The 20,592-nt window shown below is 67.2% G+C and carries 21 protein-coding genes; 8 read left to right on the top strand and 13 right to left on the bottom strand.

Going from position 1 to position 20,592, the window contains the following annotated elements:
• Positions 1 to 116 precede the first annotated feature (116 nt).
• The 7 genes from LE190_RS19325 (at position 117) to LE190_RS19295 (ending at position 8,168) form a co-directional block, all read left to right on the top strand.
• Positions 117 to 995: a glucosamine kinase nucleotide-binding domain-containing protein gene (locus LE190_RS19325; protein WP_225240233.1), complete on the top strand. Its 879-nt coding sequence runs from the start codon at positions 117 to 119 to the stop codon at positions 993 to 995.
• Positions 992 to 2,077, top strand: a complete 1,086-nt coding sequence (nagA, locus tag LE190_RS19320) for an N-acetylglucosamine-6-phosphate deacetylase (RefSeq protein ID WP_225240232.1) — start codon at positions 992 to 994, stop codon at positions 2,075 to 2,077. The genes LE190_RS19325 and nagA overlap by 4 nt, the downstream gene beginning before the upstream one ends.
• Positions 2,078 to 2,094: 17 nt before the next feature.
• On the top strand, positions 2,095 to 3,105 hold the full coding sequence (locus LE190_RS19315) for an SIS domain-containing protein (RefSeq protein ID WP_225240325.1): 1,011 nt from the start codon (positions 2,095 to 2,097) through the stop codon (positions 3,103 to 3,105).
• A 21-nt stretch (positions 3,106 to 3,126) separates the two neighbouring features.
• The gene (nagZ, locus tag LE190_RS19310; RefSeq protein WP_225240231.1) at positions 3,127 to 4,650 is read left to right on the top strand and encodes a beta-N-acetylhexosaminidase; all 1,524 of its coding nucleotides are present in this window, start codon (positions 3,127 to 3,129) and stop codon (positions 4,648 to 4,650) included.
• A gap of 164 nt (positions 4,651 to 4,814) precedes the next feature.
• On the top strand, positions 4,815 to 6,125 hold the full coding sequence (locus LE190_RS19305; RefSeq protein WP_225240230.1) for a tetratricopeptide repeat protein: 1,311 nt from the start codon (positions 4,815 to 4,817) through the stop codon (positions 6,123 to 6,125).
• 173 nt (positions 6,126 to 6,298) lie between these two features.
• On the top strand, positions 6,299 to 7,378 hold the full coding sequence (locus tag LE190_RS19300) for a flavodoxin family protein (protein WP_225240229.1): 1,080 nt from the start codon (positions 6,299 to 6,301) through the stop codon (positions 7,376 to 7,378).
• 49 nt (positions 7,379 to 7,427) lie between these two features.
• Positions 7,428 to 8,168 (top strand): GntR family transcriptional regulator, encoded by a 741-nt coding sequence (locus LE190_RS19295; protein ID WP_225240228.1) that lies wholly within the window; start codon positions 7,428 to 7,430, stop codon positions 8,166 to 8,168.
• Between the two features lie 34 nt (positions 8,169 to 8,202).
• Here LE190_RS19295 and LE190_RS19290 read toward each other — a convergent pair whose 3' ends face one another.
• The 11 genes from LE190_RS19290 to LE190_RS19240 form a co-directional block, all read right to left on the bottom strand.
• On the bottom strand, positions 8,203 to 8,994 hold the full coding sequence (locus tag LE190_RS19290; RefSeq protein ID WP_225240227.1) for an SDR family oxidoreductase: 792 nt from the start codon (positions 8,992 to 8,994) through the stop codon (positions 8,203 to 8,205).
• Positions 8,995 to 9,087: 93 nt separating this feature from the next.
• Positions 9,088 to 11,865 carry a M16 family metallopeptidase gene (locus tag LE190_RS19285; protein ID WP_225240226.1) on the bottom strand — a complete coding sequence of 926 codons (2,778 nt, stop codon included), beginning with the start codon at positions 11,863 to 11,865 and terminating at the stop codon, positions 9,088 to 9,090.
• 73 nt (positions 11,866 to 11,938) lie between these two features.
• Complete coding sequence (locus tag LE190_RS19280) at positions 11,939 to 12,388, bottom strand: CBS domain-containing protein (RefSeq protein WP_225240225.1); 450 nt, start codon at positions 12,386 to 12,388, stop codon at positions 11,939 to 11,941.
• Between the two features lie 83 nt (positions 12,389 to 12,471).
• Positions 12,472 to 12,822, bottom strand: a complete 351-nt coding sequence (locus LE190_RS19275; protein WP_225240224.1) for a DUF3579 domain-containing protein — start codon at positions 12,820 to 12,822, stop codon at positions 12,472 to 12,474.
• Positions 12,823 to 12,942: 120 nt separating this feature from the next.
• A complete protein-coding gene (locus LE190_RS19270; RefSeq protein WP_225240223.1) occupies positions 12,943 to 13,902 on the bottom strand; it encodes a CobD/CbiB family protein in 960 nt (319 codons plus the stop codon).
• A 120-nt stretch (positions 13,903 to 14,022) separates the two neighbouring features.
• Positions 14,023 to 14,691 carry a CoA pyrophosphatase gene (locus LE190_RS19265; protein ID WP_225240222.1) on the bottom strand — a complete coding sequence of 223 codons (669 nt, stop codon included), beginning with the start codon at positions 14,689 to 14,691 and terminating at the stop codon, positions 14,023 to 14,025.
• Between the two features lie 80 nt (positions 14,692 to 14,771).
• On the bottom strand, positions 14,772 to 15,158 hold the full coding sequence (rplS, locus tag LE190_RS19260) for a 50S ribosomal protein L19 (RefSeq protein WP_225240324.1): 387 nt from the start codon (positions 15,156 to 15,158) through the stop codon (positions 14,772 to 14,774).
• Positions 15,159 to 15,272: 114 nt separating this feature from the next.
• Positions 15,273 to 16,034, bottom strand: coding sequence for a tRNA (guanosine(37)-N1)-methyltransferase TrmD (gene trmD, locus LE190_RS19255; protein ID WP_225240221.1), 762 nt, complete (start codon positions 16,032 to 16,034; stop codon positions 15,273 to 15,275).
• 38 nt (positions 16,035 to 16,072) lie between these two features.
• On the bottom strand, positions 16,073 to 16,606 hold the full coding sequence (rimM, locus tag LE190_RS19250) for a ribosome maturation factor RimM (RefSeq protein WP_225240323.1): 534 nt from the start codon (positions 16,604 to 16,606) through the stop codon (positions 16,073 to 16,075).
• A 41-nt stretch (positions 16,607 to 16,647) separates the two neighbouring features.
• A complete protein-coding gene (gene rpsP, locus LE190_RS19245) occupies positions 16,648 to 16,896 on the bottom strand; it encodes a 30S ribosomal protein S16 (protein ID WP_036216003.1) in 249 nt (82 codons plus the stop codon).
• A 166-nt stretch (positions 16,897 to 17,062) separates the two neighbouring features.
• Positions 17,063 to 17,815 (bottom strand): AAA family ATPase, encoded by a 753-nt coding sequence (locus tag LE190_RS19240; protein WP_225240322.1) that lies wholly within the window; start codon positions 17,813 to 17,815, stop codon positions 17,063 to 17,065.
• Positions 17,816 to 17,904: 89 nt separating this feature from the next.
• On the opposite strand from LE190_RS19240, the gene LE190_RS19235 reads away from it, so the two are divergent.
• Positions 17,905 to 18,318 carry an NINE protein gene (locus LE190_RS19235; RefSeq protein ID WP_225240220.1) on the top strand — a complete coding sequence of 138 codons (414 nt, stop codon included), beginning with the start codon at positions 17,905 to 17,907 and terminating at the stop codon, positions 18,316 to 18,318.
• Between the two features lie 125 nt (positions 18,319 to 18,443).
• Here LE190_RS19235 and LE190_RS19230 read toward each other — a convergent pair whose 3' ends face one another.
• The gene (locus LE190_RS19230) at positions 18,444 to 20,234 is read right to left on the bottom strand and encodes an acyl-CoA dehydrogenase (RefSeq protein ID WP_225240219.1); all 1,791 of its coding nucleotides are present in this window, start codon (positions 20,232 to 20,234) and stop codon (positions 18,444 to 18,446) included.
• 101 nt (positions 20,235 to 20,335) lie between these two features.
• Positions 20,336 to 20,592 (bottom strand): electron transfer flavoprotein subunit alpha/FixB family protein (locus LE190_RS19225; protein ID WP_225240218.1); only part of this gene is annotated, 257 nt, incomplete at its 5' end.

The following is a 20,592-nucleotide window of genomic DNA, read 5'->3' as shown; positions in this document are numbered from 1 at the left end:
AAAGATGCCATTCGTGGCGTTCTTGCAAAGAATATTTGCATACCAGTTAAATACCTGTTGACAGCATCGGCCCGCCTGCCTATAGTGCGCTGACCTTCCCGGCTGAACACTTCAACATGACCGACTATCTCATCGGCGTCGATGGCGGCGGCACCGGCACCCGCGTACGCCTGGCGCGCGCCGACGGCAGCGCACTGGCGCAGGCCAGCGGCGGCCCGTCCGCCCTGGCGCGCGGCATCGACAACGCCTGGACCACCATCAACGGCGTCGTTGCCGACGCCTTCGCCGCCATCGGCATGGCCGAGGTGCCGCTGCGCGACTGCGCCATCGGCCTCGGCCTGGCCGGCGTGCACAACAAGGAATGGGCGGCCGCCTTCGTCGCCGCCGATCCCGGCTACGCTGCCCTCGCCCTCGACACCGACGGCTTCACCACCCTGATGGGCGCCCACGGCGGCCGCCCCGGCGCGATCGTCGCGATCGGCACCGGCAGCGTGGGCGAAGCGATGCTGCCCGACGGCGCCAAGGTCGAAGTCGGCGGCTGGGGCTTTCCGGCCGGCGACGAGGCCAGCGGTGCCTGGATGGGCCTGCGCGCCCTGAACCACATCGAACACGTGCTCGACGGCCGCGCCGAAGGCGGCGATTTCGCGCGCGAGGTCATCGCCTTTTGCGGCGGTTCGCGCGACGCGGTCCAGGTCTGGTTAGGGCGCGCCAACCAGACCGCCTACGCCGGCCTGGCGCGCTTCGTGGTGGCCCACGGCGAGACGGACCCGGTGGCACGCGCCATCCTCGAACATGCGGGCCGCGAAGTGGCCGCCATCGCCGCCGCGCTCGACCCCGGCGGCACGCTGCCGCTGGCCCTGTGCGGCGGCCTGGGCGAGGTCCTGCGCGCCTGGCTGCCCGCCGACACCCTGGCGCGCTGCGTGCCGCCCGCGGGCGACTCGGCCGCCGGCGCGCTGCGCATGATCCGCCAACGCCTGCAAGGAGCGACACAATGAAGGGCAACATTCTCACCCCGGACGGCTGGATCCACGGCGTGCTGCGCCACGGCGCCGTCATCGAGGCGGTCGAGGGCCATGAAGTGGACCCGGCCGCCAACCAGGACGACTACATCCTGCCCGGCTTCATCGACGTGCACGTGCACGGCGGCGCCGGGCGCGACATGATGGAAGGCGGCGACGCCCCGCACGTGGTCGCCGCGCTGCACGCCAGGCACGGCACCACCGCGCTGCTGGCCACCACCATGACCGCCCCGGTGGACGACATCGAACGCGCCCTGGGCGCGATCGGCGCCGCCTGCCGCGCGCGCGGCCCGGGCGAAGCGCGCATCCTCGGCGTGCACCTGGAGGGCCCGTACATCAATTCGGGCAAGCTGGGTGCTCAGCCGCCGTATGCGCGCGAAGCCACGCTCGACGAAGTGATGCGCTTCCACGCGATGGCGCCGCTGCGCCTGATCACGGTGGCGCCCGAGATCGACGGCCACCTCGACCTGGTGCGCGCCATCGCCGACGCCGGCATCCGGGTCCAGATCGGCCATACCAATGGTTCCTACGAGGATGGCGTGCAGGCGCTGGCGCGCGGCGCCGGCGGCTTCACCCACCTGTTCAACGCGATGCCCGGCCTGCACCACCGCGCGCCCGGCATGGTGGGCGCGGCGCTGGCCCATGCCGAGTACGCCGAAATCATTCCCGACCTGCTGCACGTGCACCCGGGGGCGATCAGGACCGCGCTGCGCTGCATCCCGAAGCTGTTCTGCGTCACCGATTCCACCGCGGCCGCCGGCATGCCGGACGGCGAGTACATGCTGGGCCGCCAGACCGTCCACAAATGCATGGGCGGTGTACGGCTGCAGGACGGCACCCTGGCCGGCAGCACGCTCACCATGGATGGCGCGCTGCGCAACCTCGTGAGCATCGGCCTGCCGCTGGCCGAGGCCAGCCGGCGCGTGTCCACCCATGCCGCCGACTACCTCGGCGAAACCCGGCGCGGGCGCCTGGCGCCCGGCTGCCATGCCGACTTCGTGGTGCTCGACCGCGACCTGAACATCAAGTCTGTCCATATCGAAGGAGAACTGCAGTGAGCGTCCCGCATTCGCTGATGTACCAGGAAGCCCTGTCGGCCGGCGACTGCGTCGCCGGGCAGCTGGCCCAGGATACCGAACGTTATGCGCAGCTCGGCGCGGCGCTGCGCGCGGCCAGCTTCCACAGCGCGGTGACGGTGGCGCGCGGCAGCTCCGACCATGCCTCGAGCTACCTGGCCTACCTGATCATGGCGCGCATGGGCCGCCTGGTGACCTCGCTGCCGATGTCCCTGGTCACGCTGTACAAGTCGCCCCTGGTCACGCGCGACACCCTGGCCATATCGATCTCGCAGTCCGGCCAGAGCCCGGACGTGGTCGAGCCGATCGAATACTTCCGCGCCGGCGGCGCCACCACGGTGGCGCTGGTGAACGACGCCGCCTCCCCGCTGGCGCGCGCCGCCGAATGGACCATGCCGCTGCATGCCGGCCAGGAGAAAAGCGTGGCCGCCACCAAGAGCTTCATCGCCAGCCTGGTGGCCGGCGCGCGCCTGGTCGCGCACTGGCAGGACGACCGCCAGCTGCAGGACGGCATCGCGGCCCTGCCCGATACGCTGCGCGCCGCCAGCACGCTCGACTGGTCACCGGCGATCGAGGCGCTGGCCCCGGCCCGCAACATCATGGTGGTCGGACGCGGCATCAGCTTCCCGGTGGCGCTGGAAGCGGCCCTGAAATTCAAGGAGACCTCGGCCCTGCAGGCCGAAGCCTTCAGCGGCGCCGAGATCAAACACGGCCCGATGGCGCTGATCGAGGACGGCTATCCGCTGCTGATCTTCGCCACCCGCGGCCCGGCCCAGGCCGGCCTGGTGGCGCTGGCCGACGAGATGCGCGGGCGCGGCGCGCGCGTGCTGCTGGCCGCCCCCGGGGATGTCGCCAGCCGCGACCTCACGCTGCCGGTGGCCGCCCTGCCCGAACTCGACCCGATCGCCGCGATCCAGGCCTTCTACATGATGGCGGCGCGCCTGTCCGAAGCGCGCGGACTGGACCCCGACCAGCCGCGCCACCTGAGCAAAGTCACGAAGACCAACTGAGACCAAGCGAGACGAAGCGACATGGCAGAGCAGCACGACGACTACCTCGCCCTCGCCGGGCAACTGATCATGGTGCGCCTGTTCGGCACCGAGCTCGATACCGATACCGAGGCCTTCATTCGCCAGTACCGGGTGCGCGGCGCCTGCCTGTTCCGCCAGAACATGACGGATGCGGCCCAGCTGGGCCGCTTCACCGGCGCCCTGCGCGCGGCGATGGGTCCGGAAGCGCTGCTGGCCCTCGACCAGGAAGGCGGCGCCGTGGTGCGCGCCACCTGGGTGCCGGCGCCGCCGAGCGCGATGGCGCTGGGCGCGGCCGGCGACCCGGCCTTGGCGCGCGAGGTCGGCGCGGCGGTGGCGCGCGCCGTGCGCGCGCTCGGCTTCAACTGGAACTTCGCGCCGGTGCTGGACCTGAACAACAACCCGCACAACCCGGTGATCGCCGAGCGCTCCTTCGGCGCCGATCCCGCTGCCGCGACCCGCATCGCGATGGCCTGGATGGAGGGCAGCGAAAGCGAGGGCGTGGCCTGCTGCGTCAAGCACTTCCCCGGCCACGGCGACACCCACGTCGATTCGCACCGCGACCTGCCCACCGTCGACAAGCCGCTGGCGGAACTGGAGCGTTTCGAGTTCGCCCCCTTCCGCATCGCCGCGCCGAAGGCCAGCGCGGTGATGACCGCGCACATCGTGTATCCCGCGCTCGACCCGGCGCATCCGGCCACGATGTCGCGCGCGATCCTGACGGGCATCCTGCGCGAGCGCTTCGGCTATCAAGGCGTGATCATCACCGACGGCATGGACATGCACGCGATCGCGCACCGCTACGGCGCCGGCGAAGCGGCCGTGAACGCGCTGGCGGCGGGCGCCGACATGGTGATGGCGATCGGCTCGCGCGAAAGCCAGCGCGACACCGTGCACGCGATCGCCGCCGCCATCCGCACCGGTGTACTGCCGCTGGCGCAAGTGCATGCGCGCCTGGCGCGCCTGTCCCGCCTGGCGCAGGCGCATCCGGCCGGCCCGGCGCCCTACACGCGCGACGCCGAGGACCGCGCCCTGATGGCGCGCGCGTGGCAGGCGGGCCTCACCGCGCTCGGCCAGCCGCGCCCACCCGCGCCCGGCAGCGCGGTGCGCCTGGTGGCGCGCGCCGACGTGGTCAGCGACGGCGTGTCCGAGGCCGGCGTGCCGGCCGCTACCCTGGCCGCCCTGCTCGGCCGCCTGTACGACGTCGAACTGGTCACCTTTGCCGACGCCGAGCGCTTCGACTGGAACGCGCTGGCGCAGGACGGCCGCTTCACGATCCTGGCCTCGACCTCGCGCCGGCGCTACGGCCCCCATGCGCGCGCCACGTGGCGCCCGGACCTGCACCTGGCCTTGTGGAACCCGTACCAGGCGCTCGACTTCGCCGCCCCGGCCCTGATGAGCTACGGCTTCGCGCCGCCGGCCCTGGAAGCGGTGCTGGCCTGGCTGGCCGGCGAAGGCGGGGCGCCGGGACGCTGCCCGGTACCGGGCTTCGATGCTGCCTCGGCGAAACTCGGTAACGCTATGTAACCGTGCGCGCACCGCGGCCCGGGCTGCGGCACAATTGCCGGGCCTGAAAAAGGCAGTTTTATGGGACAATGCACACTTTGCCGGGATAGCATTCTCACTATATTTCCGAGTATGCATGTCTTGATTGCACTCCTCTTATTTTCGACTCCATTGAAGGATTATTCATGGCCCAATTCCGTCTTGCCCGCCTCTGCCTGATGCTCGCCGCGATCGGCGTGTCCGCCCCGGCACTGGTTTCCAGCGCCCACGCACAGCAGAAGAGCGATGCGCCGGCTGCCGCCGCGCCGGCAGCGGCGAAGGACACCGTCCGTCCCGAAATGTTCAAGCTGCTCGATCCGGCCGCCCTCAAGCCCCTGATGGATGCCAAGAACTACAGCGAAGTGCAGAACCGCATTACCCAGGCCGAGGCGATCCAGAACCGCACGCCCTACGAAGACTATGTGATCAACCGCATGAAGCTGTCGTGGGCCCTGGCCACCGAGAACAGTGCGACCGCCATTGCGACCATGGAAGCGATCCTGGCCTCGGGCCGGCTCGAGAAGGGCGACCAGCTGAATTACTATCAGGCCCTGGGTGACGCCAACTACAACGCCAAGAACTATGCCAAGGCCGTCGAGTGGTACACCCGCTTCCAGAACGAAGGCGGTGACCCGAACAAGGTGCGTAGCGCACTGTCGCGTGCCCAGGTCAGCAGCGGCAACTTCGCCGGCGCCAAGACCTTGTTGATGACCAACATCAACGCGGCCAAGCAGGCCGGCCAGAAGCCGTCCGAGAACGACCTGCGCCTGCTGGGCCAGGAAGCGAACAAGGCCAAGGACAGCGACACCTACCTGTTCGCCCTCGAAAACCTGGTCCAGTACTATCCGACCGACGACTTCTGGATGGACCTGCTGAGCCGCGGCGTGACCCGCAAGCCGGGTTTCGACGAGCCGACCTACGGCGCCGACATGCTGCGCCTGGAAATGGCTGCGGTGAAGGAAATGCCGCCTGAGCACTATTCCTACCTGGCCGAGATCGCGATGCGCGACGGCTTCCCGGCCGAGGCCAAGCAGGTGCTGGATGCGGGCTTCAATGCCGGCGTGCTGGGCAAGGGCAGCGACGCCAAGGCCATGAGCGCGCTGCGCGCCAAGGCCACCAAGCAGGCCGCAGACGACGTCAAGACCATCGCCGCGGGCGAAGCCAACGCGGCCAAGGCCAAGACCGGCGCCGGCCTGGTCAACCTGGGCTGGGCCTATGCCACCATGGGCCAGGCCGACAAGGGCATCGGCTTCATCCAGCAGGGTATCGCCAAGGGCGGCCTGAAGGCTCCGGACGAAGCCAAGCTGCGACTCGGCATGGCACAGGTTCGCGCCGGCAAGAAGGCCGAAGCGATCCAGACCTTCCAGGGCATCAACGGCAAGGGCGGCGCGGCCGAACTGGCCAAGTACTGGGTCCTGCTGCTGCAGCAGGGTGGCGGCGCGGTCGCTGCCCAGTAAGATCACGGCATTGCCACCACAGCCGGGCCCGCGGGCCCGGTTTTTTTTCGTCCGCCGCACCGGCGCGGCGTCCAGCGATTGTCCTGTCTTTGCCAGCCGAATGTGCGTGGGCGTACATCGGCCCGCCACTGCCGCGCCGATAATGCACGCACGGCACAGGCGAGGAGGACGGCATGACACAAGTACCCGAGAAACGCACAGGGCAGGCGCCCGCCCCACTCCGACGCGACGAATTTCACCTGCGCTTTCGCCAGGCCTTCTTCGATCCGGCCTACGAGGCCCTGGGGCCGCAACTGGATGCGATCGAACAGGTGGCCTGGGATGCCTACCACGAAGGGCGCAAGGCGCCGCGCACCGTGAAAGCGGGGCCGGGCTTCGCCGACCCCGATTACGACCTCTCGGTGGAGTGGAAGGAGGCGCGCGACCGCCTGCTGGCGGCCGAGGCGCGGCAGAAGGATCCGGCCACGCGCAGCCGGGTGCTCCTGATCAATGGAGCGGCGCGCAATGACGGCACCTGCCCTGGCGAGATCTCCAAGAGCTGGCGCCTGACCATGATGGCGCGCGAGGTCCTCCAAGCCGAGGGACTCGAGGCCGACGTGCTCGACCTGAGCCGCCTCACGTCCGACTACGACCGCCACATCCATCCCTGCAAGGCCTGCGTCTCGACCGCCATGCCGCTGTGCCACTGGCCGTGCAGCTGCTATCCGAACCACGGCCAGCGCCAGGTGAACGACTGGATGAACGAGATCTACGAGCGCTGGACCCTGGCGCACGGTGTCATCATCCTCACCCCCGTGTACTGGTACCAGGCGCCAGCCGTGCTCAAGCTGATGATCGACCGCCTGGTGTGCGCCGACGGCGGCAACCCCGACCCCTCCTCCACCCACGGCAAGACGGTAGAAGAAGCCAAGGCGCTCGAACTGGACGGCTGGGACTATCCAAAGCACCTGGCGGGACGCGCCTACGGGCTGGTGGTGCATGGCGACGTGGCCGGCATCGAGGGCACGCGCCGGGCGCTGGCCGACTGGCTCTCGTGGATGGGACTGGTCGATGCCGGCAGCTTCTCGCAGCTCGACCGCTTCATCGGCTACTACGAATCCTACGCCGCCAGCCACGAGGCGCTCGACCGCGACACGGCGGTGCAGGAGGAGGTGCGCAACGTGGCGCGCGCGGTGGCGGCGGCAGTGGGCGAGATCCGCGCCGGGCGGGTGGCCCTGGCCGAGCACCCGCTGCGCAACCCGCGCCCAAAGTAAGAGCCGGAAGAAAGCGGAAGGAAGCGGAACGGAGCGGTAGAATGCGGGGATGAACGGACTTGCGGAACTGATGCAATCGGCCGCCGGCGGCGGCAAGCTCCCCCTTTACCAGCAGCTGCAATACGCGCTGCGCCGCGCCATCGGTGAAGGCGCCTGGGGCGCTGCCAGCGCCTTGCCGGCCGAGCGCCAGCTGGCGCAGGAGCTCGGAATTTCGCGCATCACGGTGCGCAAGGCGATCGACGCGCTGGTCGAGGAAGGCCTGCTGGTGCGGCGCGCCGGCGCCGGCAACTTCGTCAACGGGCGCATCGAGAAGAACTTCGCCCGCCTCTCCTCGTTTTCCGAAGACATGCGGGCGCGCGGCCGGGTGCCGCGCAACGAATGGCTGCGCCGCGCCGAAGGCCTGGTCACGCCCGAGGAAGCGCTGCGGCTGCGGCTTTCGCCGGGCACGCCGGTGTACCGCTTCCACCGCATCCGCTATGCGGACGAGCTGCCGATGTGCGTGGAATACGCCACCATCGCCGCCTTCGCCCTGGCCTCGCTCGATGCGGTGGAAGACTCGATGTATGCGGCGCTGGAAGCGAGTGGCAACCGGCCGGTGCGCGCGCTGCAGCGCCTGTCGGCCCTGCTGCTGGGCGCCGAGCAGGCGCGCCTGCTGCAGACCCGCGAAGGCGATGCGGGCCTGTGCGTGGAGCGGCTCGGCTTTGCCCGCGACGGGCAGGCGGTGGAGTTCTGCCGCTCCTACTTCAGGGGCGACATGTACGATTTCGTGGCGGAGCTGAACGCATCCTGACATGGCCGGCCCTGCCGGCCATGTCGGCCATGCGCTAGACCGCGGTGAAGCCGCCGTCGACCACCAGCTCGTGGCCGTTGACGTACGAGGCCTGCTCCGAAGCCAGCCACAGTGCCGCGTTCGCGACCTCGATGGTCTCGGCCACGCGGCCCATCGGATGGCTCGCTTCCAGCTTCTCCTCGGCGGCCGGATCGCGCTCGACGAAGCGCGCCAGCATCGGGGTCTTCACCGCCGCCGGGCACAGCGCGTTGATGCGGATGCCTTCGCGGGCATATTCGGTGGCCGCGCTGCGGGTCAGGCCCAGCACCGCGTGCTTGCTGGCGGCATAGATCGCGCGGTTCGGCGCGCCCACCAGGCCCGAGACCGAGGCCACGTTGACGATCGCCCCGCTGCCCTGCCTGAGCATCTGGCGCAGCTGGTACTTCATGCACAGCCATACGCCCTTGACGTTGGCGTCCATGATGCGGTCATACTGCGCCTCGTCGCCCTCGGCCAGCGGCGCGCTCTCCTCGTCGATCGCGGCATTGTTGACCGCGATGTCAAGCCGGCCGTAGTAGTTGATGGTCTTGTCGACCAGTGCCTCGACATCGGCCGCCTTGCCGATGTCGCTGCGCACGAACAGCGCCTTGCCGCCCGATTCGACGATCATCGCCGCCGTCGCATGGCCGCCGTCGATGGCCGTGTCGGCCACCACCACGTGGGCGCCGGCGCGGCCGAACGCCAGCGCCGTGGCGCGGCCGATGCCGCTGGCCGCGCCGGTCACCAGCGCTACCTTGCCGGCAAAGCCGCCCTCGTTCGGCGCTTGCGCTTTTGCTATCCCTCTCATGTTACTCCTGATGCCTTGCAAAATGGTTCCCAAGGGAAACATTTTAACGCAGGGGAGAGGGCTTTGTCATGCCCGGCGCCTGGGCTGTTGCTTCTAGGGCTGACCGCTGCCCTTCCCCGCCTTGCCCTGGTCGCCCGCCATGATCACCGACAGCTTGGCCGGATCGATTCCCTTGCGGAAAGCCGCGTTCAGTTGCGGCAGGGTGACCGCCATCAGCTTGCGCTCGAACGCGGCCGACCAGGTGAAGTCGCGGCCGCGATACAGGTAGGAAGTCCAGCCCGCGGCCAGGGCGGCATCGTTGGCGCGGTTCTGCAGGCGCTGCTGCATCAGGCCGGACTTGGCGTCGGCCAGTTCCTGTTCCGTGAAACCCTTGGCCACGGCGCGCGCCAGCTCGTCGCGCACGGCGGCGTCCAGCTTGCGCAGGTTCTGGGGCGCGGCGATGGCGCTGATCGAGAAGCTGCCGGCGCGGTCCAGGTCGCCCGCCGCCAGTTCCGAGCCGCCGCCATAGGACAGGCCGTCCTTCTGGCGGATGCGGTCCATCAGGCGCGACTTCAGGCCGCCCTCGCCGAAGATGTAATTGGCCAGCATCAGCGCCGGGTAGTCGGCGTCATCGACATTCAGGTCGAGGTTCATGCCGGCCAGGTAGAAGCCGTTTTCCTTGTCCGGGGTGTCGAGGGTGCGCGCGACCGGCGCCACCTCGGCATGGCGGCGCAGCACCGGCGCCACGTTCTCTGGCGCTGTCCACTTGCCGAACAGCGCGTCCACCAGCGGCACGATGTCCTTCGGGTCGAAGTCGCCCACGATCGCCATCTCGGCCGGATGGGTGTTGTAGTAGCCGCGGTGGAAGGCCGCCAGGTCTTCCAGGCGCACCGCCTGCAGGTCCGCGATGTCTTCTTCCAGGGTATTGGCATGGCGGATGTCGCCACGCGGGTACTGGTTGAAGTGGGTAGCCAGGGCGCGCGCCGCCACGCTCTGCGGCTCGTTGCGGCTGGCTTCCAGGCCGGTCAGGATCTGCTTGCGCAGCTGCGCGAACTCGGCCGCCGGCAGGGCCGGTTCCCTGAGCACGTGGGCGGCCAGCCTGATGGCCTCGGCCAGGTTGGCGCGCGTGGTCTGGAAGCTGTTCGGACCGCCCACCATCTTGAGCTTGTCGAAGGCGTCGGCCAGCTCGGCGCGGCTGTATTTGCTGGTGCCGCGCATCAGCATGGCCGAGGTCAGCGCCGACGTCATCCCCTTGCCGAACAGGTTGTTCTCGTCGCCGAAGTGCTGGCGCAGCTGCACGGTCACGGTCTCGCCGCGATTCTTCTTGGGCAGCAGCGCCAGCTTCACGCCGCCTGCCGTGGTGAGCGTGGTGCGCTTCATGATGTTGTCCTGGCTGGGATCGAAGTCTTCCGCCACCAGGTTCGAGGCCGCCGGCCGGTAGTCCTTCATCACGCTTTCCACCGGCGGCGCGGGCGGGATCGCCGCGCGCAGCGGCGTCTCTTCCGGCACGAAGCTGCCGACCACCCGGTTACTGCGCAGGAAGTAGCGGCCGGCGCTGGCCGCCACCTGTTCCGCCTTGACCTCCTTGATGCGCTCGCGGCTCAGGAAATACAGGCGCCAGTCGCCCAGCGCGATCGCTTCCGACAGCGCGACCCCGAAACCCTGCGCGTCGTTCAGGCTGCGTTCGATGTTGTTGAGCCAGGCGCGGCGCACGCGTTCCATCTCCTCGGCGGTGGGCGGCTGCTTGGAAAGGCCTTCGACCGCCTCGACCAGCGCCTCGCGCACCGGCTCCAGCGGCTCGCCCTTCTTCACCACCGCGCCGTAGAACTGCAGGCCGGGCGCGTAGCCGGTCTGTCCGAAGCTGAACACCTGGCTCGCCTTGCCGCTCTCCACCAGCAGCTTGTGCAGGCGGCCATTGGGCGCGTCGCCCATGATCTCGGCGGCGAAGCCGAGCGCCTCGGATTCTTCCTGCAGGTCGGACGGAACCTTGTAGCCGACCGCGACGATCTGCACGTCGCCTTGGCGCCTTACGACGAAGCTGCGCTCGCCGTCCTGGGTCGGCTCCACGGTCCAGAACTGGGGCAGCGCGCGCTTTGGCTTCGCGATCGCGCCGAACAGGCGCGTGATCTGGGCCAGGGTCGCGTTCGGCTCGAACTTGCCGGCCACCAGCAGCACTGCGTTGTCGGGCTGGTACCAGGTGCGGTAGAAGGCCTGCAGGTTGGCGATGCGGACGTTTTCGATGTCGCTGCGGTTGCCGATGGTCGAGCGGCCGTAGCTGTGCCAGTCGTAGGCCACGCTCTGCATGCGCTTGAACAGCACCTGGGCCGGCGAATTCTCGCCGCTCTCGAACTCGTTGCGCACCACCGTCATCTCGGACGCCAGGTCCTTTTGGGCCACCGGCGAATTCGCCATGCGGTCGGCTTCCATCTGCAGCGCCCAGTCCAGGTTGTCCTTCGATGCCTGGAACACCTCGTAGTAATTGGTGCGGTCGAGCGAGGTGGTGCCGTTGAAATCCATGCCGCGGCGCGCGAACTGGCCGGTGATGTCCGGGTTTTTCCTGGTCCCCTTGAACAGCAGGTGCTCCAGCAGGTGGGCCATGCCGGTCTCGCCATAGTTCTCGTGGCGCGAGCCGACCAGGTAGGTGACGTTCACGGTGACCGTCGGGCGCGAGCTGTCGGGGAACAGCAGCACCTTCAGCCCGTTAGCGAGGCGGTATTCGGTAATGCCTTCGGCCGAGGGACCGAGCGTGACGCCCTGTGGCAGTGCGGCTGACGCGCGGGCCGGCGCGGCGGCCGGCGCCGCCGCCCCCCAGGCGGCGCCAGCGATGACGAAGCAGAGGCCGGCGGCGGCCAGGCGCGCTGCCGTGCCGCGTGTGCGATCGATCGGATTCATGGTGTCCTGTGATGTTGGCAGGACGTTTCCACCCTGCATGTTCTTGAATGCAGGATGGTAGCAGACCCGATCACTACTGGCGGGCCCGCTTTTCGTGAGCTTGTTGATATGGGCTAATACGAGATAATTCTCCCATCTCCTCGGCCAGGAATTCGAGCAGGTCGTCGGCGCTGACGATGCCGGCCAGATTTCCCTGCTCGTCGATGACCGGCACGCGCCGGATGCCGCGCTGGCGCATGCGCTCGATGGTCCCGTAGACGTCGTCCGTCACGTGCGCGAGCAGCAGGTCGTCGGCCATGATGTCGCCCACCTGCAAGCTGGCTGGATCGAGCCCGGGAGCAATGACGGATACCACGATGTCGCGGTCGGTCAGGATGCCGACCGGGACGCTGGCGCCGTCGAGGCAGTCGACAACGACCACGTCGCCCACGTGCAGGCGGCGCATCATGCGCGCCGCGCCCTGCACGGTCTCGTCGCGCGTGCAGTGGGCGGCTTCGCTGGTGCAGATATCGCGGATGTGCATGCTGCCTCCTTGTTTCCGCTGGCCCAATGAAAACTGGCGCCATGATTTTCATCATAGCGCCAGTTCCGGAATCGTAAAGGGCGTCAGGCCGTCGACTTGCTGGCGTCCGGGGGCGGCACGAAGCAGGCGTCGGCCACCTGCAGATCGTTATCCTTGGCGAAATTGAGCACGAAGTGGTAAGCGAGGGGCTCGACCTGCTGCAGCTCGCGGCTGACAACCACGGCCTTGACGCCGTTGACGACGGTGGGGTGTACCCAGGGGGAAAACTGGAGGTGGGAATTACGGCTGGCGGCGCCGGGGGCGAAGCAGGACATGACCCCGCACAGGCGCTCGGCCCAATCGCTGGGACGGAACTGCCTGCCTTTGCTCGTAATGCCCAGGATAAAAAACTCGTCCTTGAGCTTCTTGTCCGTGGTGTGCGGTAACTCGGCCATAGTGCTGCTTGCTGAAACAAGGATACTGCGTGAAAGAGAACAAGCTCAGATCAGCTCAGTTCACTATTATATCTTATAGAAGACTCACGGACGAGACCTGTTCACAATTCAGCCCGCCGCTTAGCCCAGCCACACCACGCTCGACAGCAGGAGCAGCAGGATCATCCACAGGATGAGCGCCCGCCACACCAGCCCAACCGTACTCTGCAGCGCACGCAGGTTCGGCTCCTCGCCCGGCAGCATCTCCGTATCGCGGTCGCTCAGGTCCACCGTGGCGGCGTCGAGCGGCAGCGGTTCGGGCGCGTTTTCGTTCGGTGTCCCCAGGCGCACGCCCATCGCCCCGGCGCCCGCGGCGAGCAGGATACCCCGCGATTCCTCGGCCCAGCGGCCGGCGAAATTGCGCCAGGCGTAGATCGCATCCTCGAAGTTGCCGACCACGGCGAAGGCCACCGCCGTCAGGCGCACCGGTACCCAGTCGATCCAGTAGAAGGCCCTGGCGGCGAACTGGCCGAAGGCTTCGTTGCGCATATGGTCGGGTTCGTTCCAGGCGCGCGCCAGGTATTCCGAGACGCGGTACAGCACCGCGCCCGCGGGACCGAACGGCATCAGGAACCAGAAGAATACGCCGAATACGTTGCGGTGGGTGGTGATCAGCGATTTTTCGACCGCCACGCGGCAGATCTCGGTGGCGTCCATGCCGACCGTATCACTGCGGGTCCACTCGGCCAGCAGCTGGCGCGCGCTGGCTTCGTCGCCCTGGTTCAGGGCCAGCTGGATCGAAGTGAAATAGTGGCTGTAGTGGCGGAAGCCCAGGGTCAGGTAGACGATCAGCACGTTCCAGGCAAAGGCCAGCAGCACCAGGTTGTAGCGCATGAAGACCCAGTACACCAGCCAGGTCGGCAGCATCAGGGCCAGCATCATCAGGATCCAGCCCATCCGGCCGTTCTTCTGCTCGCCCGCATTGAACCAGCCCTCGATACGCATCGCCAAGCCCTTGATGCCACCGTACACCTGGTTGTCGGCACGCAACGGCTTGAGCTGCTCGATGATGAGCGCGACGAGGATGGAGAAAAATGTCATTCAGGAATCCTTTTTTATTCTGGCAAGTCCATGCTGCCCGCTACGATAGCGGAGAAGCCAGCCGGAATCAATTCGGGAATCGACCTGGCCTGGTCCCATGGACCAGGTCGCGGTGCGGGTTCAGGCCCGCAGGAAATGGTACAGGTTGCGCAGCATGGCCGCCGTCGCGCCCCAGATGAAGTAATCCTGGTAGGGCATGGCATAGAAGCTGCGCTTGCCGCTACCGTCGGGCAGGGCTACCGAGCGGCGCTCGTGGTTGGCGCCGGACATCAGGAAGGCCAGCGGCACTTCGAAGATCTCGGCCACCTCGCCCGGATCGGGACGCAGCGCGAACGGCGGCTGCACCAGGGCCACCACCGGTGTCACCCGGTAGGCGCTGATGGTGACGTGTTCCGGCAGCACGCCGACGATCTCCACGTGGCGCCGGTGCAGGCCGATCTCTTCTTCCGTCTCGCGCAGGGCGGTCTCGATCGGCGAGGAATCCAGCTCTTCTGCCCGGCCGCCGGGAAAGCTCACCTGCCCCGCATGGCTGGACAGGTGCTCGGTGCGCCGGGTCAGCAGCACGCTCAGGCCCGCGGGACGCTCGACCAGAGGCAGCAGCACGGCGGCGCGGCGCAGGCGCAGGCTGGGCGCGGCCAGGGCTTCGTCCGAAGGTTCGGGATCCCAGGGCAAGGTGCGGGCGAAACGGGCCCGCACCGCCTGCGCCGTCAGCACGTCGGGCGCGAGCGGCGCTTCGCCGGCCAGGCCCTCGACGGGCATGGCGCCAGGATCGAACAATGTCTTGGTCAAAAAAGTTCCTAAAGGCAAAAACGGGGTCGCATAAAGAAAAAGGCATCCTTGCGGATGCCTTTCTCATGACACAGTAGCGATTACTCGGCTGCTGCTGCGGTCTTGACTTTACGCTGCGGCAGTTTTTCTTTGATACGTGCCGATTTGCCCGAACGCTCACGCAGGTAATACAGCTTGGCGCGGCGGACGTCACCACGACGCTTCACTTCGATCGAAGCGATCAGCGGCGAGTACAGCTGGAAGGTACGCTCGACGCCTTCGCCCGACGAGATCTTGCGAACGATGAAGTTCGAGTTCAGGCCGCGGTTACGACGCGAGATGACGACGCCTTCGTATGCCTGGGCGCGCTTGCGGTTGCCTTCGACGACGTTGACGCTGACGACCACGGTATCGCCCGGTGCGAAGTCAGGGATGCTGCGGCCGAGGCGCGCAATTTCTTCTTGCTCGAGTTGTTGGATCAGATCCATTTTTATCACTCCAATGACCATCTTGCCGGCGCTCAGGAACTGCGGTGCCCGGTAGAGGATGGGGTTAAACAAGCGGACAACATGTCCGCCTTCACATGCGCACGAGGCACATTCCTACTCGGCAGGCTGGTCCAGCCCTGCCAGAAACTGTTCGTCGGCCCTGCTCAGCTGGCCGGCGGCGCGCGCCTTGTCCAGCAGTTCGGGCCGCTTCTTCCATGTCGCTTCCAGCATGCGCTGGCGGCGCCATTTGTTGATCTCGGCATGGTTGCCGCCCATGAGAACCGGCGGCACCGCTTCGCCCTCGTAGACTTCCGGGCGCGTGTAATGCGGCGAATCGAGCAGGCCGTTGACGAAACTGTCTTCGACCGCCGAGGCTTCGTCGCCCAGCACGCCGGGCAGCAGCCGCACCACCGCATCCATCAAGGCCATCGCCGGCAGTTCGCCGCCCGACAGCACGAAGTCGCCGATCGAGATTTCCTCGTCGACGCAGCGGTCCAGCAGGCGCTGGTCCACCGCTTCGTAGCGGCCGCACAGCAGCACCAGTCCCGGCTCGTTCTTCAAGGCCATCGCACGTTCGTGCGTCAGCGGCTTGCCCTGCGGCGACATGAACACCACGCGCGGCGCAGGCAGGCCAAGCCCGGCCTGGCGCTCTCGCGCGGCGCCGATCGCGGCTTCGAGGGGCCGGGCCAGCATCACCATCCCGGGGCCGCCGCCATAGGGGCGGTCATCCACGGTGCGGTGGCGGTCCTGCGTGAAATCGCGCGGATTCCAGATCTGCAGGCCCCAGCGTCCCTGTTCGAAGGCGCGGCGCGTCACACCCGATTGCGTCAAGGCGGTGAACATTTCCGGAAACAGGCTCACGACATCAAACTGCATCGGGACCCCGCTTCACGCGCATTGCTTTACTGCCGGGGTCAATAATCCAGACCCCAGTCCAGCGTAATCTGTTTTGCTTCGAGATCGACGGTCTTGACGAACTGATCCACAAACGGCACGAGGCGCTCCGCCACTTTCGCGTCAGGAGCAGCTTCGCCGGCCACCGGCGTGATTCGCAGGATCGACTGCGCGCCGTTGTGCATCATGTCGGTCACCTTGCCGAGGGCTTCGCCCTGCAGGTTGACCGCGTCCAGTCCGATCAGGTCGGACCAGTAGAATTCGTCTTCCTCGAGTTTCGGGAACTCGCTGCGCGCCACGAACACGCCCGCGCCCTTCAGCGCTTCGGCGTCGTTGCGGTCACGCATGCCGACCAGGGTGGCGACCACGTCGCCGCCATGCATCTTTGCCGTGCGTACCGAGACGGAACGCTGGGCCGGCTTGTCGAGCCACCAGGTCTTGACCTTCAGCAGCGCGTCGGCATCCACGGAGAACGGGGTGACACGCAGTCCACCCACGATCCCGAACGCGCCGGACACATAACCGACCTGGACCAGGTCGTCGGGGACTTCCACCCCGGATGCTGCCGAATCGGTCAAGCCTTGACCTGCCTTGCTTAGGCTGCAGGCTGCTGGTTGGCAACCAGGCGAGCAACGGTCGGCGACAGTTGTGCGCCAACGCCTTGCCAGTGAGCCAGACGGTCGGCAGCGATACGCAGGCCGACTTCAGCGCCCGATGCCATCGGGTTGTAGAAACCGATGCGCTCGATGAAACGGCCATCGCGACGGTTACGCGAATCGGTTGCAACGATGTTGTAGAACGGGCGCTTTTTTGCGCCGCCACGAGCCAAACGGATAACGACCATAATATTTCCAAAAAGTTGTATTGGACGGAGAAAGCCGACGATTATAGCGCGTAAGCCTAGATAGGGGCAAGCGGTTATAGCAACACGGCGCGCTTGGACTACCCGGCGGCGTGAGGTTCGGCGAATTGAGCATTATCACCGATTTTTCGCCACAAGGCCACCTCCCCTACGCTTCTCCCATCAGAATGCGCAACATGCGCGCCGGGTTGGCGAGGAAATCGCGGGTCACGCGGTAGTGCTCCGTGTCTTCGTAGGCGAGCTGGCGGATGCCCTCTTCGCCGAAGGCGTAGATGGTGGCGTTCGGATAGGCCATCAGGATCGGAGAGTGGGTGGCGATGACGAACTGGCAGCGTTCACCGACCAGATCGTGCAGGCGGCCCAGCAGGGCCAGCTGGCGCTGGGGCGACAGGGCGGCCTCGGGTTCGTCCAGCACGTAGAAGCTGTCCTTGCGAAAGCGGTTCATGAACAGGCTGAGGAAGGCTTCCCCATGCGACTGCTCATGCAGCGAGCGCTCGCCGCCATATGCCCTCATCAATGGGCCATTGGGAAACTCGTCCAGCCGCTCGATTTCGGTACTGACGTTGTAGAAGCTCTCCGCGCGCAGGAAGAACCCGTCGCGCGGCCGCTCGATGCCGCGCACGAAGCGCAGGTGCTCGTGCAGGCTGGAATGCGAGGCCCGGGTGGCGAAATTGAAATTACGGCTGCCGCCTTCGGCATTGAAACCCATGCCGACCGCGATCGCCTCCAGCAGCGTCGATTTGCCGGAGCCGTTCTCGCCGACCAGGAAGGTCACCTTCGGGTGCAGCACCAGGCGCTCGAGGGAGCGGATAGCGGGCAGTGTGAAAGGAAACGCCGGCGGCTCGCGCGGCGCCGTCGGTTTGATCTGGATTTCTGCCAGGTAGGCGCGCGTCTTGAGCATGGTCGGAAGATGGGCTGGCTGCACGCAACGCGTGCCTTCCTTGTCATTTTGCACCATACTTCCGTTTTCCTGAACTTTTGGCAACGCTCATGGCTGTCCAGCACAAGAACAAGACCTTCGCCGCCCTCCTCGCCCTGCTGCTGGGCGGCTTCGGCGTCCACCGTTTCTACCTGAAGAGTGGCGCCGACCGCCTCGGCCTGCTGCATCTGTGCAGCCTGCCGCTGACCGGCATCCTGTGGGGCGCCGTGAAGCCGCATCCGTTCTACGTGCTGCTGCCGCTGCTGCTGTCCTACATCGCGGGCTTCATCGAGGGGCTGGTAATCGGCTTGACGCCGGACGAGGCCTGGGATGCGCAGCACAACAAGGGCAGCGGCAAAACCTCGCGCTCGAACTGGGTGCTGGCCCTGGTGCTGGTGCTGATCCTGGGAGTGGGGGCGATCGTGCTGATCGGGACGATCGCGCGGGTGTTCGACCTGCTTTATACGGGCGGGTCGTACGGCTGACGGAACCGCCGCTTGAACGTAGGGTGGGCGCTCCCGCGCCCACGCGTTCAATCTGCACGTGAATAGACGCACAGTCTATTCGGGAACCGTTTGAACGCGTGGGCGGAGGACCGCCCACCCTACATTCAGAACTGCTCGACGTCCAGCGCCAGCACGCCCGGGGCGCCTTCGACGATGGCGGTGCGCAGGCCAGGCGCGCTCGAGAGCACGTGGTCGGCAAAGAAGCGCGTAGTGGCGATCTTCGCGCGCAGGAAGGAGGCATCGCCCTCGCCTGCCGCCAGCCTCGATTGGGCGACCAGTGCGGCGCGCGCCATCTGCCAGCCACCCAGCACGATGCCGGCCAGCTTCAGGTAGGGCACGCTGCCCGCGTACACGGCGCGCACGTCCGATTTGCCATGTGCCACGACGAAGTCCACCACTTCCTCCAGCGCGGCCGCGCCGAGCGCCAGCTGGCGGCGGATGGCCGCGAACTCCTCATCCTGCTGCTCGCCCAGTTGCGCTTCGACGGCGCGCACCTGTTCGATCAGCGACTTGGCCACGGCGCCGCCATCGCGCACGGTCTTGCGGCCGACCAGGTCGTTGGCCTGGATCGCGGTCGTGCCTTCGTAGATGGTGAGGATCTTGGCGTCGCGGTAGTGCTGGGCCGCGCCGGTTTCTTCGATGAAGCCCATGCCGCCATGCACCTGCACGCCATCGCGGGTCACGTTCTCGCTCATCTCGGTGGACCAGCCCTTGATGACCGGAACCAGGTATTCGTACACGGCGAGGTTCGCCTTGCGGGTCGCTTCGTCAGGGTGGTTGTGCGCGATGTCGGACAGGGCGGCGCCGACGTAGGCCAGCGCGCGCGCCGCCTCGGTCTGCGAACGCATCGACATCAGCATGCGGCGCACGTCCGGGTGGTTGATGATGGCGACCGGGCCCGGGGAGCCGGCCACTTCGCGCGACTGCACGCGGTCCTTGGCGAATGCGACCGCCTGCTGGTAGGCGCGTTCGGCCAGGCCGACGCCCTGCATGCCGACGCCGAAGCGGGCTGCGTTCATCATGATGAACATGTACTCGAGGCCGCGGTTCTCTTCGCCCACCAGGGTGCCGATGGCGCCGCCGTGGTCGCCGAACTGCAGCACGGCGGTGGGCGAAGCCTTGATGCCCAGCTTGTGTTCGATCGAGACGCAGTGGGCGTCGTTGCGTTCGCCCAGCGAGCCATCAGGGTTCACCAGGAACTTCGGCACGATGAACAGCGAGATGCCCTTCACACCCGCCGGTGCATCCGGGGTGCGCGCCAGCACGAGGTGGATGATGTTCTCCGCCATGTCGTGCTCGCCATAGGTGATGAAGATCTTGGTGCCGAAGATCTTGTAGGTGCCGTCGTCCTGCGGCTCGGCGCGGGTGCGCACGGCGGCCAGGTCCGAACCGGCCTGCGGCTCGGTCAGGTTCATGGTGCCGGTCCACTTGCCGCTGATGAGCGGCTCCAGGAACAGCTGTTTCTGTTCATCCGAACCGGCGGTGAGCAGCGCCTCGATGGCGCCGTCGGTCAGCAGCGGGGCCAGCGCGAAGGATAGGTTGGCCGCGTGCAGCATCTCCATGCACGGCGTCGCGACCAGCTTCGGCAGGCCCTGGCCGCCGAATTCGCTCGGATGCTGGATGCCCTGCCAGCCGCCGTCGGCAAACGCGCGGAAGGCGTCACGGAAACCTTTCGAGGTGGTGACGCTGCCGTCTTTCCAGAAGCTCGGTTCCTTGTCGCCCGCATGGTTCAGCGGGGCGACGACCTCGCCGCAGAACTTCGCGCTTTCCTCGAGCACGGCATCGACCGTGTCGGGGGTGGCCTCTTCGCAGCCGGGCAGCTGGTTGATTTCAGCCAGGTTGGCCAGTTCGTTCAGCACGAACTGCATGTCTTTCAGCGGGGCTTGGTAGCTCACCTTGGTCTCCTGATGTGACGCTCAATGTACGAACGTCGCTCCCGCTTGCGCGGGAACGACGTGGTTTTCATGCTGCGGTGGCGGATCGCACCGTGGACTGATTAGCCCAGTTCCTTGACCAGTGCCGGCACGACCTCGAACAGGTCGCCCACCAGGCCGTAGTCGGCCACCGAGAAGATCGGCGCTTCCGGGTCCTTGTTGATGGCGACGATGGTCTTCGAGTCCTTCATACCGGCCAGGTGCTGGATCGCGCCCGAGATGCCGACCGCGATGTACAGGGTCGGGGCGACGATCTTGCCGGTCTGGCCGACCTGCCAGTCGTTCGGCACGAAGCCGGCGTCCACCGCCGCGCGCGAGG

This window comes from Massilia hydrophila, from assembly GCF_020208145.1.
In the GTDB taxonomy this organism is placed as follows: domain Bacteria; phylum Pseudomonadota; class Gammaproteobacteria; order Burkholderiales; family Burkholderiaceae_D; genus Telluria; species Telluria hydrophila.
This window is presented reverse-complemented; position numbering and strand designations above follow the sequence as displayed.